We start from the raw sequence: 20,147 nt of genomic DNA on the forward strand, positions 1-20,147 counted from the left end.
ACGGCCTGCGACAGATACGAAGGAGCGGATCGATAAGTTTCAGCGGCGCGCAAATTTTTCAGAATTTTGTCAGGCGCTTGAAACTCTTTTGCCGTCTCGCCCGTAGTTGCCACTGGAAACTTGGTCTGAAGTCCTTCGAATACAGTGAGCGGAATGGTGATGATGTCTGTTGTGGTGGCCCTTGCCGTGCTGATGTCGCTTCTGATGGCGGCAGCCTGGGCGTTGCAGCGTTACACAGGATCGAGTGGCTGGATTGACACCGTCTGGTCTGCGAGTGTCGGGCTCGGCGGCGTGGTTGCCGTCTCGTTTTCCGATGGAGATAGCTGGCGCCGGGGAGCGGTTCTCTTTCTTGTACTGGTGTGGTCGCTGCGGCTCGCGGGACACATCGGCATGCGGACGAGGGGAGGTGGCGAAGATCCACGTTACGCGAAGCTTATAGAAGAATGGGGCAGCAATGCCTCGTGGCGGCTTTTCGCTTTTCTCCAGATCCAGGCCGTTGCCGCCTTTGTGCTGGTTCTCGCCGTCTATCTTGCCGCCAGCAATCCTTTGCCATTTCCAAGCATTATCGATGTGATAGCGTTGATCGTCGCGGCTGGTGCGCTTGTCGGAGAAGCGACCTCCGATGCACAGCTTTCACAGTTCAGAAAAACCCCGGAGGCCAAAACCGGCGTCTGCGAGACTGGTCTGTGGCGTTATTCGCGTCATCCCAACTACTTTTTCGAGTGGCTTTTCTGGTGCGGCTTTCCGTTGTTGGCCATCCATGCGCAGCCGTGGTCATGGCTGTCGCTTGCTGCGCCAGCCATGATGTACTGGCTGCTCGTCCACGTCTCCGGCATTCCCCCGCTCGAAGAGCACATGCTGAAATCACGCGGAGAGAAATTCCGCGCCCTGCAAAACCGCGTCAACGCCTTCTTTCCGGGGCCACGCAAGAATGAGGACACGCCATGAACATGCTCGCATTCGCCATCAATGCTGCCGAACGCGCACCGCTGAGTGACAATATGACGCTTGCCGGCATCGACATGCTCTGCGCGCGCACCAAACGGCGACTTGCCGGCGTTCCGGCGGCGGAAGAAAACGCTTTTGTGTCTGATATGGCGAAATTTCCCGTCGCCACGCACACCGACGAGGCGAACAGGCAGCACTACGAGGTGCCGGCTGAATTCTTTGCAATCGTCCTTGGCGCGCAAAGAAAATATTCCTGCTGCTTTTATCCCAATGCTCAGACAACGCTGGATGAGGCTGAAACATTGGCGCTGGAGGAGACTGTTTCCCATGCCCGATTGCAGGACGGGATGAATATTCTCGAACTCGGCTGCGGCTGGGGTTCGCTCTCCCTTTATATGGCCGGCCGGTTTCCCAATGCGCGGATCACGTCCGTTTCGAACTCGGCTTCGCAGCGCGAATATATAATCGAACGTGCAAATGAGCGTGGCCTGTCGAACCTCTCGGTGGTGACGGCCGATATGAATGATTTCACAACTGATGAGCGTTTCGACCGTGTCGTATCGGTAGAAATGTTCGAGCACATGTCGAACTGGCAGGCATTGTTCGAGCGCGTCCGCTCGTGGCTGACGCCCGAGGGCAAGTTCTTCCTTCATGTCTTCAATCACCGGGATCGATCCTATCGTTTCGACCATGGCAACCGGGCGGACTGGATCGCGCAGCATTTCTTCACCGGCGGCATTATGCCTGCCTTCGATCTTCCTCACCGTTTCCCGGCGCTTTTCACCGTGGAACAGGAGTGGCGCTGGTCGGGATCACATTATCGCCGGACGGCCCTCGACTGGCTTGGAAATTTCGACCGGGAGATCGACCGTATCCGACCGATCCTGCAGAGGGTCTATGGCAACGATGCGCGCTTGTGGGAACGGCGTTGGAGACTGTTCTTCCTCGCGACGGCAGGTCTTTTCGGGCACGAAGACGGTAAGGTCTGGGGCGTTGGACACTACCTCATGGCGCGCGTCTAGATCGCGCAAACACGCGCATGTGAACCAATCTGGCGCCGCTGCGCCCTTGGGTGAGATGCGGCGAAGGTGTCTCCTCGGTTGGCGCAGGCCGCTGAGGCCGGCGAAGCGGGAAAAATGGATATGCGAGTGATTGTGCATGATTTGATCGTGCAAAATTTGTGTATTTCATTCCTGTTTGCTTAACCCCGTTTTTTGAAATCTGCGAAGTTCGGCGACCTCGTCTAGCTTCCGTTAGGCTTTTGCATCAAGGAGCGGGCTCGCCCCGTAGTCCAAGCCAAGGGTCAGCATGCCTTTTCAGAAAACAAAAGACCGAGAGGAATATTCGCAGCATCTTCTTCTCCTGTGTCGAGTTGCAGCCTGGATGGGCGTGGCGCTGGCGACTGGCTGGTTCGTGTTTTTCATTCTCACGGAAAGATGGGGCATTGCGCTCAGCCTCCTCATTCTGGGGGTTGCGATCGTGCCGTGCTGGCTGACTTGCCTGATGGGCCACTTTTCCCTCGGACTCATCCTGGCTCAGAGCGCCTGCATCCTGTTCGTCTGCTGGTATTCCGTCGCTATCGATGTCTCCGACGATATCGTACCGAGGACGACGCATCTCTACCTGCTCGTCATCATCTTCGTCGGCTACATGAATTTTCAACGCCAGCGTTCCGCCACCCAGTTTCTGGTCATCGCGGCAAGTCTCGCGGCCTTTGTTTATTTCTGCGCGTCCGCCGCGCGTTTTTCGTTCAGCACTCCCATGCCGCAGGATGTGCGCAGCATCAGCGCCTGGTTCAACAGCGTTTTCGCAGCGTTGATGCTGTGTGGCGGTGTCGCCGCCATGCAGGCGCAGTTTCGCAGTCATACGAAAAAAGCCCTGGAACTGCGCTCCGCGCTTTCGAATGGCCAGTTTGAACTTTTCTACCAGGCGCAGGTCCGCGCAGACGGCACGCTGCTTGGCGCAGAGGCGCTGTTGCGGTGGAACCACCCGAAAAGGGGATACATCCCGCCAGCCGATTTCATCGCGCTTGCGCAGCAAACCGGTTTCATGCCGACAATCGGCGCTTGGGTCATTGCCGAAGCCTGCAAGACACTTGCGAGATGGCAGGAGAACCCGGCAACCCAGAATCTCACCTTGTCGATCAACATCACTGCCGATCATTTCGTCGACGCGGGATTTTCCGGGCAGCTTCTTGATGCCGCCTCGTCTCAGGGCATCAAGCCACAGCTTCTCAAGCTGGAGCTGACCGAGAGCGTTTTCCTATTCGACATAGAAGCAGCGATCGCGAAAATGAAGCTCCTTGATCGTTCCGGCTTCACGATTTCACTCGACGATTTCGGCACTGGCTACTCCTCACTGAGCTACCTGCGGCAATTGCCGCTCAAACAGATCAAGATTGATCGCAGCTTCGTGACGGGGGTGACCGAAAGCGGGCGTATGGCGACAATCACGCGAAACATCGTCCAGATGGGGCACGACCTTTCACTGGAAGTTCTGGCCGAAGGCGTGGAGACCGAGGCGGAACTGCGGATGATGCTGTCCTACGGCTGCCGATTGTTTCAGGGCTATCTTTTTGCGAGGCCGACGAGCCTCGTCGAATTCGAGCAATATGCCGCCCGCCCATCGTCCTGACCGGACGTTTTGCGATAGGCTGAGGCATCAGGATCGAATTCAATGGCGTGCCTGCCGGCAGATCAGGCCGTTGAACAATGCACCATTCGTCGGATAGAGCTATCTTGCCTGTCAGGATCGCAATCGATCCACATCATTTCGTTGGTTCGCATGATCCCAGTTGCACTACCCTCCGTCGAAACGCTGCTTTTGCTTGCCTTCCTTCTTGCCACGACACTTGTATGGGGTATCTGGACAATGGTTTTGATTGCACGATACGCAGGAGGCCGCTGGGCGCGCCCGATGATGCTGCCCTATGGCCTGGCGACCGCCATTGCGATTTTTACACTTTGGCAGTTCGGTAATTTCTATCTCCAGATGCGTGCCTATGACAGGGAAATGGCGTCTAGCTATCGCCCGGAGCTTGGGGAGCCGGTGCGCCTTGGCCAGATCGACATGCCCGAAGGCACGAAACTTGAACTGGCCGTGGCCGACACCAGGGAATCCTTCAACCGCGCGGTCTTCCCCCATCCCGTGCGGGTCGCGAATGTCGATGCCGTCGAGATCGCACGCTATATCGCGATAAAAACCAACGGGAATTATGAGACCGTCGGCTTTGTTCCAGAGACGATGCGGGTGACGGGCAACGGCGTGACCCTGCAGAGCGGCTGGCGCTGCGATGCGGCACAACCGGTGGAGTTCGACCTGAAGGCTGACGGGGATGTATCCGCTTTCAGCCGATGTGTCCTTGCCGACGGGAATATCGTCGATGGCATTGGCTTGCCGAAGGGGACGTTTCTGCGTGCCTCCACCGGCAATGTCTATACTGACGGTTTCATCGATTCCGACAGGTGGGTTCTCGACACGCCCACGGGCCAGGCTATCCGCATTGATGATTTCGCTCTTGAGGATGTCACGCTCGCCCTTGATGGCGAAAGAAAACTCTATGAAATCCGAAGCGCGGTTTTGTCGAAGGAAGCAACAGCGGGCGCGCTCCACTTCGCAGCCGGCAGTGGAATTCGCCTCAATCCCCGGCACATCCGGACTGATTATCCCGGTGCATGGTTGATAACACCATCTTCCGCGTCCGGTTCTGAACCGGTGTCGCTTCGATCAAGCGTGCTGAACAGAGGCGGAAAGCTTCTGGCCACCCTTTCCGACTAGCGCATTGGTGGACCAGATACTCTGAACGATCTCGATGGAGGTCTCTCTTGCGATCAGGTGCCCGCGACCCCAGATATCGCGCATTATTGAAAGTGCGCATAAATGAACCCTGAGAACTACCTACCGATAAAGACCGACCGGCTGATCCTTCGTAAATTCCAGGCCGCTGATCTCGCATCATACGCCGATTACCACACGCGCGATGACGTCTACCGTTTCCTCTATGCCGCACCGCCTTCGGATGATGCGGTGAAAACGCAATTCGCAGCGCTGCTCGAGGCTCCGTTCGCAGAGGACGGCGATACGTTGCGACTTGCCGTTACGCGCAGCGACGACGACACGTTGATCGGCGAAGTCCTGCTTAAAATCGCGAGCAAGGCGGCTTTGCAAGCGGAAGTCGGTTATGTCTTCAATCCTGATTTTTCAGGTAAGGGATATGCGACGGAAGCCGTCCGGGCCATGATAAGCCTCGGCTTCGAGACGCTCGGATATCACCGGATTTTCGCGCGGCTGGATGCCCTGAACCACGGATCGATCGGCGTTGTTGAACGCCTTGGCCTGCGCAAAGAAGCGCATTTGATCGAGAATGACCGGTTTGGCGGCACCTGGGGGGATGAATTCATCTATGCCACCCTGAAGAGGGAGTGGGCGTCTAGCCCGTGATCTTGCGCAGGTGATGATTATGTCGGGTTTGAAGGAAATTGTCGGTGTCTCAACTGGTCTTGATCCTCGGCGATCAATTATCTTTCTCCCTATCTTCGCTGGATGGTGTCGACAAGACGCGCGACACGATCCTGCTTTGCGAGGTAATGGCGGAGGCTACCTATGTCGGCCATCACAAAAAGAAGATCGCCTTCATCTTTTCCGCCATGCGCCACTTCGCCGAGGAACTGCGTGGCGAAGGATACCGGGTTCGCTACACGCGGATTGATGATCGCGACAATGCGGGCTCCTTCTCCGGCGAGGTGCAGCGGGCGTTAAACGACCTGACCCCTTCCAGGATTTGCGTCACCGAAGCTGGAGAATGGCGCGTCAAATCAGAGATCGAGCACTTCGCCAGTGCCTTCAACATCGAGGTCGATATCCGCCCTGATCGGCGCTTTCTTGCCGGCCATGAGGAGTTCGAGCGCTGGGCGGCCGGGCGCAAAAGCCTGACGATGGAATATTTCTACCGGGAAATGCGTCGCAAGACTGGCCTGTTGATGAATGGCGAAGAGCCGGTCGGTGGACGCTGGAATTTTGACTCGGAAAACCGCAGCCCCGCCAAGCCGGACCTGCTGAGGCCAAGACACCCTGTCTTCGCACCGGACAGGATAACAAGGGATGTCATCGACACCGTCGAGCGGCTGTTTCCCGACAATTTCGGCAAGCTTGAGAACTTTGGTTTCGCCGTCACCCGCGCCGATGCCGAGCGGGCGCTCAGTGCCTTCATAAACGATTTCCTGATGAATTTCGGCGCCACGCAAGATGCCATGCTGCAGGATGACCCGTATCTCAACCACTCGCTTCTGTCTTTTTACATCAATTGCGGGCTGCTGGACGCGCTGGAGGTCTGCAGGGCGGCGGAGCGCGCCTACTACGAGGGCGCGGCACCGCTCAATGCCGTCGAGGGTTTCATTCGCCAGATCATCGGCTGGCGGGAATATATGCGTGGCATCTACTGGTTTGCGGGGCCGGACTATGTCGACAGCAATTTCTTCCAAAACGACAGGCCGCTGCCGGGCTTTTACTGGACGGGCAAAACCCACATGAACTGCATGGCGACCGTAATTACGGAAACCATCGAAAATGCCTATGCTCACCATATCCAGCGCCTGATGATCACGGGAAATTTTGCCCTTCTCGCCGGCATTGATCCGAACGCCGTTCATCAATGGTATCTGGAGGTCTATGCGGATGCCTATGAATGGGTTGAGCTGCCGAATGTGATCGGCATGAGCCAGTTCGCCGATGGCGGCTTTCTCGGGACAAAGCCCTATGCCGCAAGTGGCAACTACATCAATCGCATGTCGGACTATTGCAGTAGTTGCCGCTATGATCCCAAGGAGCGTCTCGGTGACAAGGCCTGTCCATTCAACGCGCTATACTGGGATTTTCTGGCCCGCAACCGTGAAAGGCTGAAATCCAACCATCGGCTGGCGCAGCCCTATGCCACATGGTACCGGATGAGCGAAGACGTCCGCCATGATATCAGGGCAAAGGCGGCTCTGTTTTTGAACCGCCTGAGCTAACGCGGCCCTTTCTCTGCTTTTGCCGACGGCGGGATACGCGATCAGAGCTGTCCCTGCGCATGTCTCGGTCATGACGTGGCTCGTAAACCCAGCTCCGCGTGGTGCCGGCAGCGCCGCCGGTCCATGCGGCAATAGTGCCAATGATAAGAGCGACGAAAGCGAGCTATCGGAAACGACGTGAAGCCTGCCGCGTTTCTCAGCTTACTTTAAACTATCACTTACCAGCCGTAGCTGAATGTCAGGCCGCTGCCGTTGTCTCCGTTCTGCTCCACGTTGGTTTCGGTGTTCCGCCCATACTGGAAAATGCCATAGGCATTGTTATTGCCGTTTTGCTGCAGCGTTGCGGAATGGCCGTTGCCCCGCTGCCGGATAAAGCCGAGATTGCCGCGACCGTTCTGGGCGATGCCTGCCGCATTTCCCCGGCCCAATTGCCGGATGTCTGCGTCTTTCAGATCGCGATAAAGCGAGTAGGCGCGCAGACCGGTTGAGAACAGATCCCCATCCCCGGAATTGCCGGGCGCGAGGTCAAAGGAAATGCGGCCACCGGCATGGGCGGGAGCCGTAAATCCGAGCGGCGCAAGGCCTCCGACAAGCAGAGTAACGGTGAGAAGTTTCAACACGTTGCGGGTCATTCTGATCTCCATTCTGTCAGTGCCTTTGCCGATGATCCACTCTCGCATCCTGCAACTGAACCCGAACGGAATTGCCCATTCACATGTCGTTCAGTCGCTGCACGAGGATCAAAGAAAAGGGCGCTCAACTGGCGCCCTCTCTGGTGGAAATGTATAGTTGAGGTCAGCCTAGTCGCCGCCAACCTGCTTCGTGCAGCTGAAGCGCCTGCCATCGATTTCGAGATCCAGCACTGCCTTGTACTGCGCTCCCTTCGCGCCAAGCGTTACGGAACTCAGAAGTTGCGAACGCCCGGCAGCGGCATCAAAGCCGCCGCCCTGGTTGATGACGGAACTCCCGCTGCCTCCTGAATTTTCGACGTGAAAGGCATAGGTACCTCCAGCACCGGTATTGCCCTTTGCGAAGGCCTCCAGCCTGACCATGCCCGCCTGTGGTGTTGCCTTGATCTCGCAAAGCTTGCCTTCGCTCAGGTCATTTGCGGTCGACATGGCTGCAATGGCGCCGAAGGGAAGCAATGCAACGGCAAGGATAGCCGCCAGGCGGCGTGGATGTGTGACGCTATGGGGCATGGCTAGTCTCCTTGATGATCTGTTGACTTGATCTCGACCAGTTGCACGTCAAGGCCTGCGGCGGCTTAAGGGCAGGCCTGCACAAAAGCCGCTACATTGTCATTGCCGCCCTGGTTCACATTGGCGCTGCAGCCACGGCCAACCTGAACACCGGCCGCGATGTTGCCGTTGCCGTCCTGAGTCAGGATGGTGGTGTGGTTTGAGCCGAACTGGCCGATGCCCGCCACGTTGCGGCTGCCGTTCTGATAGGTTGAGCCGTAATTGTCATGCCCCTCCTGACCGACAGCCGAAAGGTTGTGACGACCATATTGATGGCCGACGATCCGGTTATAGCCGCCGTTCTGGTAGGTGCGGATCCGGTTGCCATAACCTTCCTGTGCACCACCGGCAGAGTTCGACCACCCATATTGTTCGATGCGCACATCGTTGGCCATGGCGGGAGCCGTGGCGGTGAAGCCAACGAGAGCGGAGAGTGCAATTGCAACGAAAGACGTACGGATCATGACTGTCTCCTCAGGCGGATAAGACCGCGGTTGAACGTCTTTGTTGTAGACGGTCCCGTTGGAACGGAAGCTGAAGAGATTATTCAGTCGTGGTTCATTGGCGGGGTATGGTCCCAGCGTCGCAACAATGGTGACGAACAGGATGACTAAAGTTTTCTTGGCAGGATGAAACCAAATTGGCTCGCCTTTCGTACATGGCTTGCGCCTTCAATGTTCAGGCGAAAAGGGAGACGAATCTGGGTCCGATGGAGATTCAAAGCCGCGCTAGCCAGCCCGCAAATGCAGGGTCTGCTGCAAGAGATGATCTGACGCGAGCAACCATAACCGTTGCCTGGGTCATCATCCTCAACAAGCCATTTTATCCGCTTTACGTGTGGTATCTGGTCGATGACGGAGCTGCGGCATCGCTTGTCACCCTATTGTCGGTGCCATTCTTTCTCGCGATACCATTCCTGGCGAAAAAATCCCCGTTGGCCGCGCGCCTCGCTCTCCCTTTGGTGGGAACAATCGACACGCTGTTTGAAACCAAACTATTCGGCCAGGCTTCTGGCACCGAATTTTTCTTCGCAGCCTGCATCATGCTTGCAGCCATGTCGTTCCGCGCAGACGAGAAGCTCTGGCAATATGCGATGGCAATCCTCGTCTTCATCGCTTTCTTTTTCTCGCGGACGTTTCTGGGCGCGCCGCTGCAATCCTGGTCGGCAGACGATCTTGCAACGCTTCTCAATCTGAATGCGTTCTCTGCCGCCAGCCTCATGGTCTTTATCGCCCTTAGATATGCCGGCATTTCACGGCGATCCGAAATCTGAACAAGAGCCGTGCCATCGACAGGAGGAGTTTATGCTTAGATATTGTAACCGCGTGATTGGTGCCCTGACATTTTCGCTGTTTCTGTTTGCCGGTTTTGCGGTTTCCGCAGCCCCCAAACCAGTTGCCGTGGGTCTCGATCATTACCGCGGTACCTGGCTTGAAATCGGCCGTACACCCATGTTGCTGACAGATGGATGTGTTGCAGGATATTCCACCTATCGGCAGGGAGCATCGGCGGATGAAGTGCTGATAGAAGATGGCTGTCGAGCAGGAAATCCGAATGGTCGCCTCAAGACGGTGAACGGCGTCGGCAAGATCGAGGATTTCGGATCAACCAATGCGAAGATGCGCGTTCGCTACCCTCTTTTCATCACATTCAATTATTGGGTTTTCTACAAATCGCCTGATAAGTCCTGGTTCATCAGCGCCAACCCGTCGACCGGCGATGTGTGGATCTACGCCCGCAACATCCCGTCCAAAACGAAGCTCAATAAAATGATCACGAAAGCACGTGAGCTTGGCTACGACGTCAGCAAGCTCGAATTCCCGGTCCAGAAATAACAGCTGATGGAGCGCACCGATTATGCAGTCGCTTGAAAATGGCTACAGGGCGATCGTCTTGGGCGCATCCGGCGGCATTGGTGGAGCCCTGTTGTCGTACTTCGAGGCCGACCCTCGTTGCGCGTTCGCCTTGCCGCTCTCGCGAAGCGTCGATGGTCTCGACATAACGAACGAAACCAGAGTGCGCGAAGTTGCCGCCCGTCTGGAGGCTCAGCGCGGCTCCTTCGACCTGATATTCAATGCAACCGGTGCCTTGACGGTCGATGGTGCCGGTCCTGAAAAATCGATAAGGGCGATCGACGAAGTTCAAATGGCGAGGCAGTTTGCGGTCAATGCCATAGGCCCCGCTTTGCTGCTCAAGTATTTCACCCCGCTTCTGCGCAGAGACAGGCGAAGCATTTTCGCCTCCCTGTCCGCGCGCGTTGGCTCGATTGGCGACAACAGATTGGGCGGATGGATCTCCTACAGAGCATCCAAGGCCGCTCAAAATCAGATCATCCGAACCGCAGCCATCGAAATCGCCCGCACAAACCCACAGGCCATCATCGTGGCACTTCATCCCGGAACAGTCGAAACAGAGCTGTCCCAGCAATTTTCGAAGGGCAAAGACTTGTTCACCCCGCAGCAGTCTGCCGCGCGCCTGATGGAAACAATCGATGGTCTCACACCGGCACAAACAGGGCAGTTTTTTGCCTATGACGGTTCAAGGATCGAATGGTGAGTGCCATCGTCTGCAAGGGGTTATCCGACGATTGTGATGGTGACGACGCCTCTGGTCTAAAACTTTTTGCTGACACCCACTCTTGCACCAGCCGAGGTTTCCCCATCGCCTTCAATGTTAAAAAGGAGGCCGGCGTCAATGGACCAGTTTTCCGCAGTCTCAAATGTTACTCCCGTGCTGAGGGAGCCAAAGGCGCCTTCTCCATCCAGCCCCGAAATGCCAACTGTTCCGCCGAATTTCGGTGTCATGATGGAACCGTTTTCAAGGGAAATCTGGCGCGCAATCTCGGCGCCGAGGCTGACACGCAGTTGCTCTTCCTTGAAACCGCGCAGCTCGATCAGGTCACCAACGTCATTGCCGACCGTATAGTTTTCGATAGTCTCGGATAGATAAACACCTCGAAATCTGGGCGTGAAGGTCGTGACGTCATTGATGTCCCAGCGTCCCGAGATCGACGTGTCGAAAAGCCAACGGCTGGTATCGAAGGAACCGTCCCAGAAGGGTGTATCGATGTCGTTCGCAGAGCCGCCATACAGCAGGCTGGTGTCCCAGAAAACGCCTCTGGCGATTTCAAACGAGGCATAGGGGCCAAGGAGCCAGCCGTTACCGGTCAACTTGTTGTCACCGTTCGTCGGATCCGTCATGCGGTCGAAATGGAAGGAAAAACCAAGCAGTGCCTTGTCGGAAAGCAAATAGTCCACACCTGCTGAAACCATGGCGAAGCTGCCCCATTTGCTTCCCGATTCATCCCGGTTGTGGACAAGGAACGAGCCGTCAAGCCAGATGTTGAAAAGCGGCATTTCCGTTCTCGTCACGCCATCGGCGTTGTTTCGGGCAGCTTCGATCTGCGCAAGGCTGGTGGCGAAACTCAGAACCATGCCCTCTCCGGAAGGCATTGCACGTGAAGTGACGGCACTGGTGGCGTTGACCATCTGTCGCCGTTCAAGAAGGCCCGGCACCTTGATCGTTGACGCGATGATGTTCTGTCTGGCGCGGACAAATCCATGCACGAGATCATTTATCTCGTCTGCCACCTGTGCAGCATCGTAACCGAGATTATAGGTGACGGTCCCCTGGTTGGAGGCACCCAGTGCACTGACGAGACGAAAACCCACCCGGGCTTGACCCGAGAATGCGGGATTGGGGATGAATTTGAGGTACAATCCCGTCGCCTGCGTACCGCCGGCCTGAGCGAATTCGCCGTTCACGATGCTTGCCCGACCGGCGTTGGCAGGACTGACAAAGGTGAGATCGGCGCCGGTGAAGGGACCGCCCGTGGCGCCTGTGGCGAGATTGATATTCGGCGGTGTTGCGCCCGGCGCTACGCTGATCTCCCGGTTGGCGACGTTGATTTCGCGGGTCTTCACTTTCAGCGTATAGGCTGCTGCAGCGGTTGCCCCTCGAGCGTCCCGCACCTGAACGGTAAAGCTATAGTCGCCCTCGGTTTCGGTCTCCAGCGGACCTGTGAGTTCGCCGGTTGAAAGATTGAGGATCATACCTTTTGGCAATATACCGCCGGCAAGGCTGTAGAGCAGCGGGTTGGTGCCGCCGGAAGCCGTGATGGACTGGCTGTAAGCTTCTCCTGCCATCGCTTCCGTCAAAGCTCCGCCTGGGGGTGAAAGGGCGAGGGCGCCCGCTGGCGGTGTAACTGTGATCGTGACCGTGGCGGACGAATTGCCCGAAGAGTTGCTCGCCGAATAGGTAAAGCTGTCGGTGCCGGAATAGCCGCTGCTCGGCGTGTAGGTAACACTGGTGCCGATCACGCTCACAGTTCCGTGTGATGGGCCGGTGATAACAGCGATTGTGTCCAGCCTGCCTCCCGATATACCGAGAGGTACGGGATTGCCGGTACTATCTGCGACGACGGTTACTGTGCTGTCGCTTGCGACAGGCGCGGCAACCAGGACAGCTATGGTGTAGGCAGCAGAAGCGGTAACGCCGTTGGTGTCGCGTGCGGTGATATTGAAGCTCGCATTTCCTTCCGTCGTCGGATTGCCCGTGACCTCTCCGGTGGCGGAATTCAGGTTGAGGCCATCGGGCAGCGCGCCGCTGCTCGTATATTGATAGGGTGCATTGCCGCCTGAAACTGTGACGGTCTGGCTATAGGGCATATCGACGAATGCATCCGTCAGCCGTCCTGCGGGGGGAGAGAAGACGAGTGTCGTGGCCGTGACCAGAACCGTGACGGTTGCAGGCGCAGACACACCGCTGACATTCGTTGCCGTATAGGTGAAACTGTCTTGACCCGTATATGCCGATCTTGGCGTATAGGTGATCATGGTTCCGGTTGCTGTCGCGTTGCCATTGGACGGAGCCGTGGCGATGGCGACGCTGGCCGGGTCTCCACCCGTCACATTGAGAGCGATGACGTTGTCGGACGAATCAGGTGCGACACTGACCGAGACCGCGTTGGCGACAGGTGCCTGTGGATTGACGGTGAACGAGCGCGTGATCTGGCCCGCAGGAAGATAATCGCTGTCGCCGGGCTGATCCGCATTGATCGTACATGTGCCTGTAGAAACAAAGGTCAGAAGGCCACTGCTTGTAATTGTGCAGGTGCCGGTCGTGAGGGAAGTAAAAATCGGAGTCAATCCGGAATCGCTGCTAGCCGTCAGCGTGGGCGTCGTTCCAAATGTCTGCGGCCCCGGATTGTTGAACGTGAGCGTCTGTGACGCTTTCGGAGTGACGCTGTTTGATTGAACGGAGGCGACACTCTGACCGGCAGCATTTTCGGCGGTAACCGCGAACGTGTAGCTTTGGCCGTTGGTTAGGCCTGTGACAACGATGGGGCTGTTCACCCCTGCTACCGGCGCGACATCTGCGGGGGTCGCAGTCACGATATAACCCGTGATCGCCACACCACCATTGCGTGGCGGCGGCTGGAAGGACACGGCCGCCTGGGTGTCACCAGCGGTTGCCATCAGACCCACCGGCGCATCGGGCAGAGTGAATGCGACACTGATGGAATAAGCGCGGCTGCCCGTCTGGCCATTTACGTCGGATGCGGTGACTGTGAAGTTATAGGTGCCCGACAAGATCGGCGTGCCGGAAAGCTCGCCTGAGTCAGCCAATGAAAGGCCCGGCGGCAGCGAGCCCGTGCTCACTGAGAAGCTGTGTGGTGATGCACCGCCCGAGGCTGTTAGGGTCTGGTTGTAGGCTATGTCATACGTCGCATTGGGGATGGAAGTGGGACTTATATCTATCACGGGTGCCGCGATGGAAACGGAATAGGATTGTTCTCCGGTCGCCCCACCAGAGTCGGTTGCCGTCACGGTAAAACTGAAATTGCCGGTCTGAGTTGGAGTGCCGGTCAACTCACCGTTGCTGGAAAGAGAAAGCCCGCCCGGCAGCGTGCCTGCTGAGACCGCAAAGTTGTAGGGCGCACTACCGCCGCTCGCGGTCAGGCCCACCGGACCATAGACCTGTTGATAGGCTGGATCGGCAATCGCGACCGGGGTGATTTTGACCGGGTCGTATGAGACCGAATTGTCCGAACTCGTGGACGCCTCGTTTGCGAGGCCGGCCGGTGTCGTGACACTTCCGGCTGGGATCGTTGCGACAACGGTTCCGGCCCGATTCATGCCCGACACCGCCACCTGATAGGTTGCACCGGAACCAGAAATCGTGGCCGTGGTGGCGCCGGCCGTGCCGGACAGCTGCACATCGGCGCCGGAAAAACCAACAATGGGTTTGTCGAAAGCGACGTCGAACAGGATCGGCGACCGAGACGTCGGGTCCGCCTGCGCTGTTGCCTGATTGATCGTCACAGTGGGTTTGGTTTCGACCGTGTGATTGGAGCCGCTTGCGGAAGATGTGCTGCAGCCACTGCCTCCTGTGTAGGACGCGCTTACCGGATATGTTCCGGATGACAGGCTCGTCGTCCGGAAGGTGGCGGAAGATGCCGGGCTCACCGGCCCGGTCGGCGCCAGGCCGAGATTGGCCGATTGGGAACCGATGGAAATGCTGACGCTCCCCGGAGGCGACTGGCCGGCATTGCAGCCCATGGAGGAGACGGTTGCCGTGACTTCCACCTCTTGGCCGGGCAAGGATGGGTTGGGCGAAGACGTTACCGACAGGACGACAGGCCCGCCTGCTACGGCGCGTACGACGAGCGTATTGCTGGTAAAGCTGAAAGAATGTCCGCCCACCCGGGTGCCGGAGAAACTGGCGAAATCCGAAAACTGCCCGGCCATGACATCCAGTTCGTCGACGCGGTAAGCCGCAGTACATGTCAGCTTGTTGGGCCATTCAAGACCGCTGCCCACGCTGGGACAGGATACGACTGCACCCTTGATGGACGTGGTTGTGGGATTGATGCTGGTGATGGTGTAGGAGCCGGGATCAATGACGTAATCGAAACGGATGTTATCGCCAAGGCCATTGAACGTCGCAGGGACGGCCGAAACCGTGACTGACTGGGCAAGCGCCTGTGTCACTATCACAAGGAGAAGCGAAAGAGCGATGGCGCCCGTTCTGGATATCGTATGAACACAGGACACCGCACGACCTGCAGCGACTTTCCACGAGCTCAACCTGCCACCCATCATGCCCCCCAGCATTAGAATATGCGCATAAACTTTTAGTAGCAGGTATTTAAATAGATCACATGGAGTCAACCATTAGGTGAAAAATATCTCGAGTTAGACACGCATTTCGAACCGGGTGTGCCGTATTTGTGTTTGCCTATGGAAAGAAAGCGAAGACGCTGTGGTGCGCGATACGGCAAGACTGAGGGAACTGGTAAGGTGCCGCGGGGACTTATCGGTTCTTTGACGGCGGTGGGTGTATGTGTCGGTGTTATCAGTATTTTCGTTGGCTTACGCTCGATCGTTAACGGACGACTGTCATACACCCCAACGATAAGATCTGTTTCCGAAGATCTGATCGCCAACATCACCGATTCAATGAAAAAAGCCGGCCCGCACAACCGGACCAGCCTTTCCTGACAACTAAAATCCCCAGTCTACGACCCCAAATCACATCGCAGGAAGGATAGTGATATCCCGCAAGCCGTTGTCTGCGCCTGTGATCCCGCCGATTTCGGTTGCCGTACCGGTTTCGAGGTTAACGGTGTAGAGCGTGTTGCCGGCGGCCAGGTATGCGATGTTCTTGCCGCCTTCCTCGCCGTGGATATCGAATGCGTAGGTTGCAGGCATGTCCTTGAGGCCGAGCTTGCCGATTGCCTTCAGTGTGCCGTCATTCGGCTTCGTCTGCTGAACCAGGGCGCCGATCGTCGCGTCGATATTGTACATCGCCGTCTTTTCCGGCTTGCCGATAGAGTTGGTATAGGCGGCGGCAACGATGTTTGGCGTTTCTCCCTTGTGCATGTCGCCATCTTCAAAAGCCAGTGTTCCATCAACCGTCACAGCGCCGGTATCGGGATGCACGCGGTGATTGGTCGTGCCGGTCATGAAACGAAGACGATCCGCAGCCGGGTTGAAATCGACCACAACAGGCGCGTCGGTCATGGTCAGCATCTTGTCCATCTTGGCCACATCGGTTGCAGCACCTGTCTCAAGGTTGATGGAGACGATGCGGTGGTCCGGCGTCACACCGATGACAGTCTTGTTCCCGGGGCGAAAATCGATACCAACGAGCTTGTCGACGCCGGTGACATCCATTGTCTTTGTGACGGCAGGCTTGTCAGTGTCGAACATGACGAGCGTCTTGTCGCCGGTCAGCCCGAGGACCGGTGCTGAAACCGCGATGCTTGCCGATGCTGCGAAAGCGGCGGAGGCGATCAGAGTGGAGCGGATGATATTCATGGTGTTTCTCCCGTGCGTTGAACCGTTCGGAAGGCGTCCAGCGGTTGGTTTTCGACGCTTCCACAATTCAAGACACTGGGCAGGGTGCATTTGGATGCAGACAGCGAAAAAATATTTGCGAGATGCATCCATATGCCGCCACGATGGGTATTATGCCCAAGTCGACCATGCTGGCGATCAGACGTTGAAAGGTTTCAAATGCAGATGGGCTCCGTGCCGGACGATCTACACAGGGCGCTCACTGCTTGCGCAAAAGGGGACAAAAACGCATTGCGTGCTATTTTCGATCGCGAGGCAGGCCGGCTGATTGCAGTGGCAGAGCGCATCGTCAAGCGCAGGGAACTGGCGGAAGAGGTGGTACAGGAGAGCTTCGTGCGCATCTGGACCCATGCGCACCAGTATCGGGCAGACCAGGGGTCGGCGCGCGGCTGGATTTACGCGATCGTCAGAAACCGGGCGCTTAATCTTCTGCGCGACAGCAGGCGTGAACTCCCCGTGGAGGATGTTGAAACGCTCCGCGATGGCGCGCAGGCAGATGAAGTGATGGCCGCATGGCAGAAGCTCGATCGGAATTCACGCCTTTATGAATGTCTCGGCGGTCTTGAGGAGACAAAGAGACAGGGTATCCTGATGGCCTACGTGGCCGGATATTCCCACGGCGAAATCGCTGGCCGGTTGCGCATTCCGCTTGGAACGACGAAATCCTGGATCAGGCGCGGCCTTTCGGCACTTCGGGAGTGCATGGCATGATGATGGAGCGCAAAGATATTCCCGCCATCGCCGATGACTATGTATTGGGCTTGCTGGAGACCTCCGAAGCCACGGCTGTTGAGGCGGCAATGGAATCGGATGGCGAACTGCGGGCGGCAATCGCGGCCAGCCGTGAGCGTTTTCTCCCGCTCGATACCACCGTCGAGCCGGCAGCCATCAAGGGCGAATTGTGGAGCAATATCGAATCCCGTCTGCCGCTCCAGTCGACATCCGCATCCCTCAAGCCCACCCACACGGCAAACGACAACAGCACAAACCGCTGGCGCGCCGTTGCCGTGTCCGCCATTGCCGCAACCGTTTTGCTCGCCGCCGGCCTTACGTTTAGCCTGACACGGACAACGGAGCCGCTGGTGATCGCAGTCCTCGTCAACGAGACGGGTGAGGTTCAGGCCGTTGTTGAGGATTTTGGCAACGAAAGAGCAACCGTGCGGATGCTGGCCGATTTTGCAGTGCCTGGAGACAAGACGATCCAGGTATGGACATTGCCGTCTAAGGATGTTGGCCCGGTCTCGCTCGGCCTGATCGATGGCGTCCGTTCAGCGCGTCTCGATGGACCGGCTTTGCCGACCCCCAGAAGCGACCAGCTCTACGAGATCACGCTTGAACAGGCAGGCGGATCACCAACAGGCAGGCCAACCGGCCCAATCTTGGCAAAGGGCTTCGCCCGAATGCCGCGATAGATCACCCAAAGGCAAAACCGATAAGATCGCGGCGAAATTTCCTTCGCCGCATTCTATTCGCCGGTTTCGGGAGCAACACCATCGTGCTGTCCCGAAACCGGCCGCAAACAATCAGGCAATCTGCTTATCAGGCGCCAAATGCGCCATCGATCGTGTGCATCGCGCCCGTCACAAAACCGGCTTCAGGCCCGGAAAGCCAGGCCACCATGCCGGCCACTTCCTCCGGCCGTCCGTGGCGCTTGAGTGCCATGAAGCTGTGCATCAGGTCTTTCATCGGCCCGTTTTCCGGGTTCGCGTCGGTGTCGATCGGGCCGGGCTGCACAACGTTGATGGTGATGCCGCGCGGCCCGAAATCGCGTGCCAAACCGCGCGCCAGCCCCTGCAAGGCCGATTTGGAAACTGCGTAAGAGGCCATGCCCGGCACCGGCATCCGGTCTCCATTGACCGAGCCGATAACGATGATCCTGCCACCGTCAGGCATCTGCCGCGCCGCCTCCACAGAGGCGTGATAGGGCGTCTGGATGTTGATCTGAAACAGACGGTCGATGGCATCAGGGTCCTGCTCGAGAGCATCGCCAAAAATGGCGATCCCGGAGTTCACAATCAATATGTCCAGAGGACCACTGGCACGCACGACGCGGATGACTTCGTCGCGGTTAGCACTGTCCGCCCGTATGGCAGTGCTGCCCGTCGCCTTCGCCAGCTCTTCCGCCGCACCTTGGGATGCGCCATAGGTGAACGTTACCTTTGCACCTTCGTCTGCAAACCGCCGCACGATGGCTGAGCCTATGCCTCGGCTGCCGCCAAGAACCAGAACGGATTTTCCTTGAAACACGAGCACTCTCCATGACCTTGAAAATTAATTTAATGATCGATACATAAATACGAAGCAGCTCACTCGTCAAGATATTATGTAATGACTGATACAAAAAACCTTCGCTCTCGCGGCCGTCCGCGCCGTTTTGATCCTGATCAGGCTGTGGCCACGGCCAAGCAGCTTTTCCACGCGCGTGGCTTTGATGCTGTCGGCGTCGCGGAGATCACCTCGGTGTTAGGCATCAACCCGCCGAGCTTCTATGCCGCCTTCGGTAGCAAGATGGGCCTCTACAAGAGGGTTCTTGATCTCTATGCCGGCACGGAAGCAATTCCTCTTGCCGATATCCTGCGGCCGGATCGTCCGGTTGGGGAATGCCTTGCGGCGTTGCTGGAAGATGCGGCAAGGCGTTATGCCGCTCATTCCGCAGCCCTTGGCTGCCTCGTTCTGGAAGGTACGCGCTGCGATGATGAAGAGGCGCGTGCCGCAGCCAGCGTTTTTCACACGGCGGCAGAGGGCGTGATCCGCTCCTATATTGCCGCGCGCCATCCGGAAGAGGCTGAGCGTCTGGCGGATTTCGTGAGTTCGACCATGGTCGGTCTCTCCGCCATGGCGCGGATTGGCCGCGACATAGAGCGACTCCTGAGTATTGCGCGCGTTGCGGGGGGAGCAGTGAAGCAGGAGCTTTCCGAGGCGTGAATCTCGGAGCAGTCTCAATACTTCTTACTAGTGATGGAAGCTGGCAGGTTTCGAAAACCCGGCTCATTCTCACCAGAGATCGATCAGGCCACCTGATGCTCCGTGCACGGGGTCGGTCGTCGGCTTTGGCAAAGACTTTATCTGTGCAAGCATCGCGCTGGTTGGTGCAGACGTCTGAACATCGGCCTCCTGGCCGGGTGGATAAGCGCCGACAACCTGAAAATCCGCAGAGGATTTCAGCTTTATGTGGCCCGTACCGGCTGGCAAGACCAGACAGTCACCTTGCGTAACGTGCAAGGTTTGCCCATCCGGCCCGCCAATCTGCAACGTCGCTTCACCGCCCCCCACGCCCAGAACTTCATGCGCGCCGCTGTGGTAATGGTGATAGGCAAACACACCATTGCGCCAGATGCCGCGCCATCCGTTTCGTGCGAACAGTGCCTCGAAAGCAGCGCAATCGAATGGCGAGCCGACGTGTCGATAGATGATGACAGGGAAGGTCTGGTTGTTGGGAACCTGATCGCCTGGATTTAAAGTGATTTTTTCAACTTTCATGTGAATGCTCCTGGCCATCTGGTCGGGCCTGCCAAACCGTGTCTGGTTTGCTGCGCAGCCAGTGCTGGCGACCAGCCAATTTTCGTCCGCACTTCGGCGGAACTGGAGTGGCA

At 57.4% G+C, this 20,147-nt stretch carries 19 protein-coding genes; 12 read left to right on the forward strand and 7 right to left on the reverse strand.

Going from position 1 to position 20,147, the window contains the following annotated elements; all coding sequences use genetic code 11:
* The first annotated feature begins 159 nt into the window (after positions 1 to 159).
* The 6 genes from FB593_RS23325 (at position 160) to phrB (ending at position 6,956) form a co-directional block, all read left to right on the forward strand.
* Positions 160 to 948: a DUF1295 domain-containing protein gene (locus tag FB593_RS23325; RefSeq protein WP_035200679.1), complete on the forward strand. Its 789-nt coding sequence runs from the start codon at positions 160 to 162 to the stop codon at positions 946 to 948.
* On the forward strand, positions 945 to 1,970 hold the full coding sequence (locus FB593_RS23330) for an SAM-dependent methyltransferase (protein WP_025594881.1): 1,026 nt from the start codon (positions 945 to 947) through the stop codon (positions 1,968 to 1,970). Before FB593_RS23325 ends, FB593_RS23330 begins: the two co-directional genes overlap by 4 nt.
* Positions 1,971 to 2,256: 286 nt before the next feature.
* Positions 2,257 to 3,582 carry a putative bifunctional diguanylate cyclase/phosphodiesterase gene (locus tag FB593_RS23335; RefSeq protein ID WP_035200440.1) on the forward strand — a complete coding sequence of 442 codons (1,326 nt, stop codon included), beginning with the start codon at positions 2,257 to 2,259 and terminating at the stop codon, positions 3,580 to 3,582.
* Between the two features lie 150 nt (positions 3,583 to 3,732).
* Positions 3,733 to 4,725, forward strand: coding sequence for a hypothetical protein (locus FB593_RS23340; protein WP_035200441.1), 993 nt, complete (start codon positions 3,733 to 3,735; stop codon positions 4,723 to 4,725).
* A gap of 102 nt (positions 4,726 to 4,827) precedes the next feature.
* A complete protein-coding gene (locus FB593_RS23345) occupies positions 4,828 to 5,388 on the forward strand; it encodes a GNAT family N-acetyltransferase (protein ID WP_035200443.1) in 561 nt (186 codons plus the stop codon).
* A gap of 44 nt (positions 5,389 to 5,432) precedes the next feature.
* Entirely contained in the window at positions 5,433 to 6,956 is a 1,524-nt protein-coding gene (gene phrB, locus FB593_RS23350; protein WP_076845934.1) for a (6-4)DNA photolyase, read from the forward strand.
* A 218-nt stretch (positions 6,957 to 7,174) separates the two neighbouring features.
* Here the strand turns inward: phrB and FB593_RS23355 are convergent, their stop codons facing one another.
* The 3 genes from FB593_RS23355 to FB593_RS23365 form a co-directional block, all read right to left on the reverse strand.
* Entirely contained in the window at positions 7,175 to 7,588 is a 414-nt protein-coding gene (locus FB593_RS23355) for a curlin (protein ID WP_162685982.1), read from the reverse strand.
* Positions 7,589 to 7,756: 168 nt separating this feature from the next.
* Entirely contained in the window at positions 7,757 to 8,155 is a 399-nt protein-coding gene (gene csgH / locus FB593_RS23360; protein ID WP_065661939.1) for a curli-like amyloid fiber formation chaperone CsgH, read from the reverse strand.
* Between the two features lie 65 nt (positions 8,156 to 8,220).
* Positions 8,221 to 8,658, reverse strand: a complete 438-nt coding sequence (locus FB593_RS23365) for a curlin (protein WP_013761025.1) — start codon at positions 8,656 to 8,658, stop codon at positions 8,221 to 8,223.
* A gap of 245 nt (positions 8,659 to 8,903) precedes the next feature.
* Here FB593_RS23365 and FB593_RS23370 point away from each other — a divergent pair, with 245 nt between their 5' ends.
* Genes FB593_RS23370 through FB593_RS23380 form a run of 3 tightly spaced genes read left to right on the forward strand, consistent with a single transcriptional unit; the run spans position 8,904 to position 10,750 of the window.
* Complete coding sequence (locus FB593_RS23370) at positions 8,904 to 9,467, forward strand: hypothetical protein (protein WP_076845953.1); 564 nt, start codon at positions 8,904 to 8,906, stop codon at positions 9,465 to 9,467.
* Positions 9,468 to 9,498: 31 nt separating this feature from the next.
* Positions 9,499 to 10,029 carry a lipocalin family protein gene (locus FB593_RS23375; protein WP_035200449.1) on the forward strand — a complete coding sequence of 177 codons (531 nt, stop codon included), beginning with the start codon at positions 9,499 to 9,501 and terminating at the stop codon, positions 10,027 to 10,029.
* A 19-nt stretch (positions 10,030 to 10,048) separates the two neighbouring features.
* Entirely contained in the window at positions 10,049 to 10,750 is a 702-nt protein-coding gene (locus tag FB593_RS23380) for an SDR family NAD(P)-dependent oxidoreductase (protein WP_162719897.1), read from the forward strand.
* Positions 10,751 to 10,806: 56 nt separating this feature from the next.
* Here FB593_RS23380 and FB593_RS23385 read toward each other — a convergent pair whose 3' ends face one another.
* On the reverse strand, positions 10,807 to 15,249 hold the full coding sequence (locus tag FB593_RS23385) for a putative Ig domain-containing protein (RefSeq protein WP_145167037.1): 4,443 nt from the start codon (positions 15,247 to 15,249) through the stop codon (positions 10,807 to 10,809).
* Between the two features lie 477 nt (positions 15,250 to 15,726).
* Positions 15,727 to 16,515, reverse strand: coding sequence for a DUF4394 domain-containing protein (locus FB593_RS23390; protein WP_035200453.1), 789 nt, complete (start codon positions 16,513 to 16,515; stop codon positions 15,727 to 15,729).
* A gap of 204 nt (positions 16,516 to 16,719) precedes the next feature.
* Between FB593_RS23390 and FB593_RS23395 the strand changes: the two genes are divergently transcribed.
* Both FB593_RS23395 and FB593_RS23400 read left to right on the forward strand, forming a co-directional pair.
* On the forward strand, positions 16,720 to 17,265 hold the full coding sequence (locus FB593_RS23395; protein ID WP_025594844.1) for a sigma-70 family RNA polymerase sigma factor: 546 nt from the start codon (positions 16,720 to 16,722) through the stop codon (positions 17,263 to 17,265).
* Complete coding sequence (locus FB593_RS23400) at positions 17,262 to 17,966, forward strand: anti-sigma factor domain-containing protein (protein ID WP_145167029.1); 705 nt, start codon at positions 17,262 to 17,264, stop codon at positions 17,964 to 17,966. Before FB593_RS23395 ends, FB593_RS23400 begins: the two co-directional genes overlap by 4 nt.
* A 127-nt stretch (positions 17,967 to 18,093) precedes the next feature.
* Here the strand turns inward: FB593_RS23400 and bdcA are convergent, their stop codons facing one another.
* Complete coding sequence (bdcA, locus tag FB593_RS23405; protein WP_035200455.1) at positions 18,094 to 18,801, reverse strand: SDR family oxidoreductase; 708 nt, start codon at positions 18,799 to 18,801, stop codon at positions 18,094 to 18,096.
* An 81-nt stretch (positions 18,802 to 18,882) separates the two neighbouring features.
* Here bdcA and FB593_RS23410 point away from each other — a divergent pair, with 81 nt between their 5' ends.
* Positions 18,883 to 19,479: a TetR/AcrR family transcriptional regulator gene (locus FB593_RS23410; RefSeq protein ID WP_035200456.1), complete on the forward strand. Its 597-nt coding sequence runs from the start codon at positions 18,883 to 18,885 to the stop codon at positions 19,477 to 19,479.
* Positions 19,480 to 19,548: 69 nt separating this feature from the next.
* Here FB593_RS23410 and FB593_RS23415 read toward each other — a convergent pair whose 3' ends face one another.
* Positions 19,549 to 20,034: a cupin gene (locus FB593_RS23415; RefSeq protein ID WP_035200458.1), complete on the reverse strand. Its 486-nt coding sequence runs from the start codon at positions 20,032 to 20,034 to the stop codon at positions 19,549 to 19,551.
* Between the last annotated feature and the right edge of the window lie 113 nt (positions 20,035 to 20,147).

Source organism: Rhizobium sp. SJZ105 (genome assembly GCF_007828365.1).
Lineage (GTDB): Bacteria > Pseudomonadota > Alphaproteobacteria > Rhizobiales > Rhizobiaceae > Agrobacterium > Agrobacterium tumefaciens.

What these genes read in the sequence shown, in the direction of transcription:
- FB593_RS23325 (WP_035200679.1), top strand. Translation starts at nt 160, where the DNA reads ATGATGTCTGTTGTGGTGGCCCTTGCCGTGCTGATGTCGCTTCTGATG.
- FB593_RS23330 (WP_025594881.1), top strand. Translation starts at nt 945, where the DNA reads ATGAACATGCTCGCATTCGCCATCAATGCTGCCGAACGCGCACCGCTG.
- FB593_RS23335 (WP_035200440.1), top strand. Translation starts at nt 2,257, where the DNA reads ATGCCTTTTCAGAAAACAAAAGACCGAGAGGAATATTCGCAGCATCTT.
- FB593_RS23340 (WP_035200441.1), top strand. Translation starts at nt 3,733, where the DNA reads ATGATCCCAGTTGCACTACCCTCCGTCGAAACGCTGCTTTTGCTTGCC.
- FB593_RS23345 (WP_035200443.1), top strand. Translation starts at nt 4,828, where the DNA reads ATGAACCCTGAGAACTACCTACCGATAAAGACCGACCGGCTGATCCTT.
- FB593_RS23355 (WP_162685982.1), bottom strand. Translation starts at nt 7,588, where the DNA reads ATGACCCGCAACGTGTTGAAACTTCTCACCGTTACTCTGCTTGTCGGA.
- csgH (WP_065661939.1), bottom strand. Translation starts at nt 8,155, where the DNA reads ATGCCCCATAGCGTCACACATCCACGCCGCCTGGCGGCTATCCTTGCC.
- FB593_RS23365 (WP_013761025.1), bottom strand. Translation starts at nt 8,658, where the DNA reads ATGATCCGTACGTCTTTCGTTGCAATTGCACTCTCCGCTCTCGTTGGC.
- FB593_RS23370 (WP_076845953.1), top strand. Translation starts at nt 8,904, where the DNA reads ATGGAGATTCAAAGCCGCGCTAGCCAGCCCGCAAATGCAGGGTCTGCT.
- FB593_RS23375 (WP_035200449.1), top strand. Translation starts at nt 9,499, where the DNA reads ATGCTTAGATATTGTAACCGCGTGATTGGTGCCCTGACATTTTCGCTG.
- FB593_RS23390 (WP_035200453.1), bottom strand. Translation starts at nt 16,515, where the DNA reads ATGAATATCATCCGCTCCACTCTGATCGCCTCCGCCGCTTTCGCAGCA.
- FB593_RS23395 (WP_025594844.1), top strand. Translation starts at nt 16,720, where the DNA reads ATGGGCTCCGTGCCGGACGATCTACACAGGGCGCTCACTGCTTGCGCA.
- FB593_RS23400 (WP_145167029.1), top strand. Translation starts at nt 17,262, where the DNA reads ATGATGATGGAGCGCAAAGATATTCCCGCCATCGCCGATGACTATGTA.
- FB593_RS23410 (WP_035200456.1), top strand. Translation starts at nt 18,883, where the DNA reads ATGACTGATACAAAAAACCTTCGCTCTCGCGGCCGTCCGCGCCGTTTT.
- FB593_RS23415 (WP_035200458.1), bottom strand. Translation starts at nt 20,034, where the DNA reads ATGAAAGTTGAAAAAATCACTTTAAATCCAGGCGATCAGGTTCCCAAC.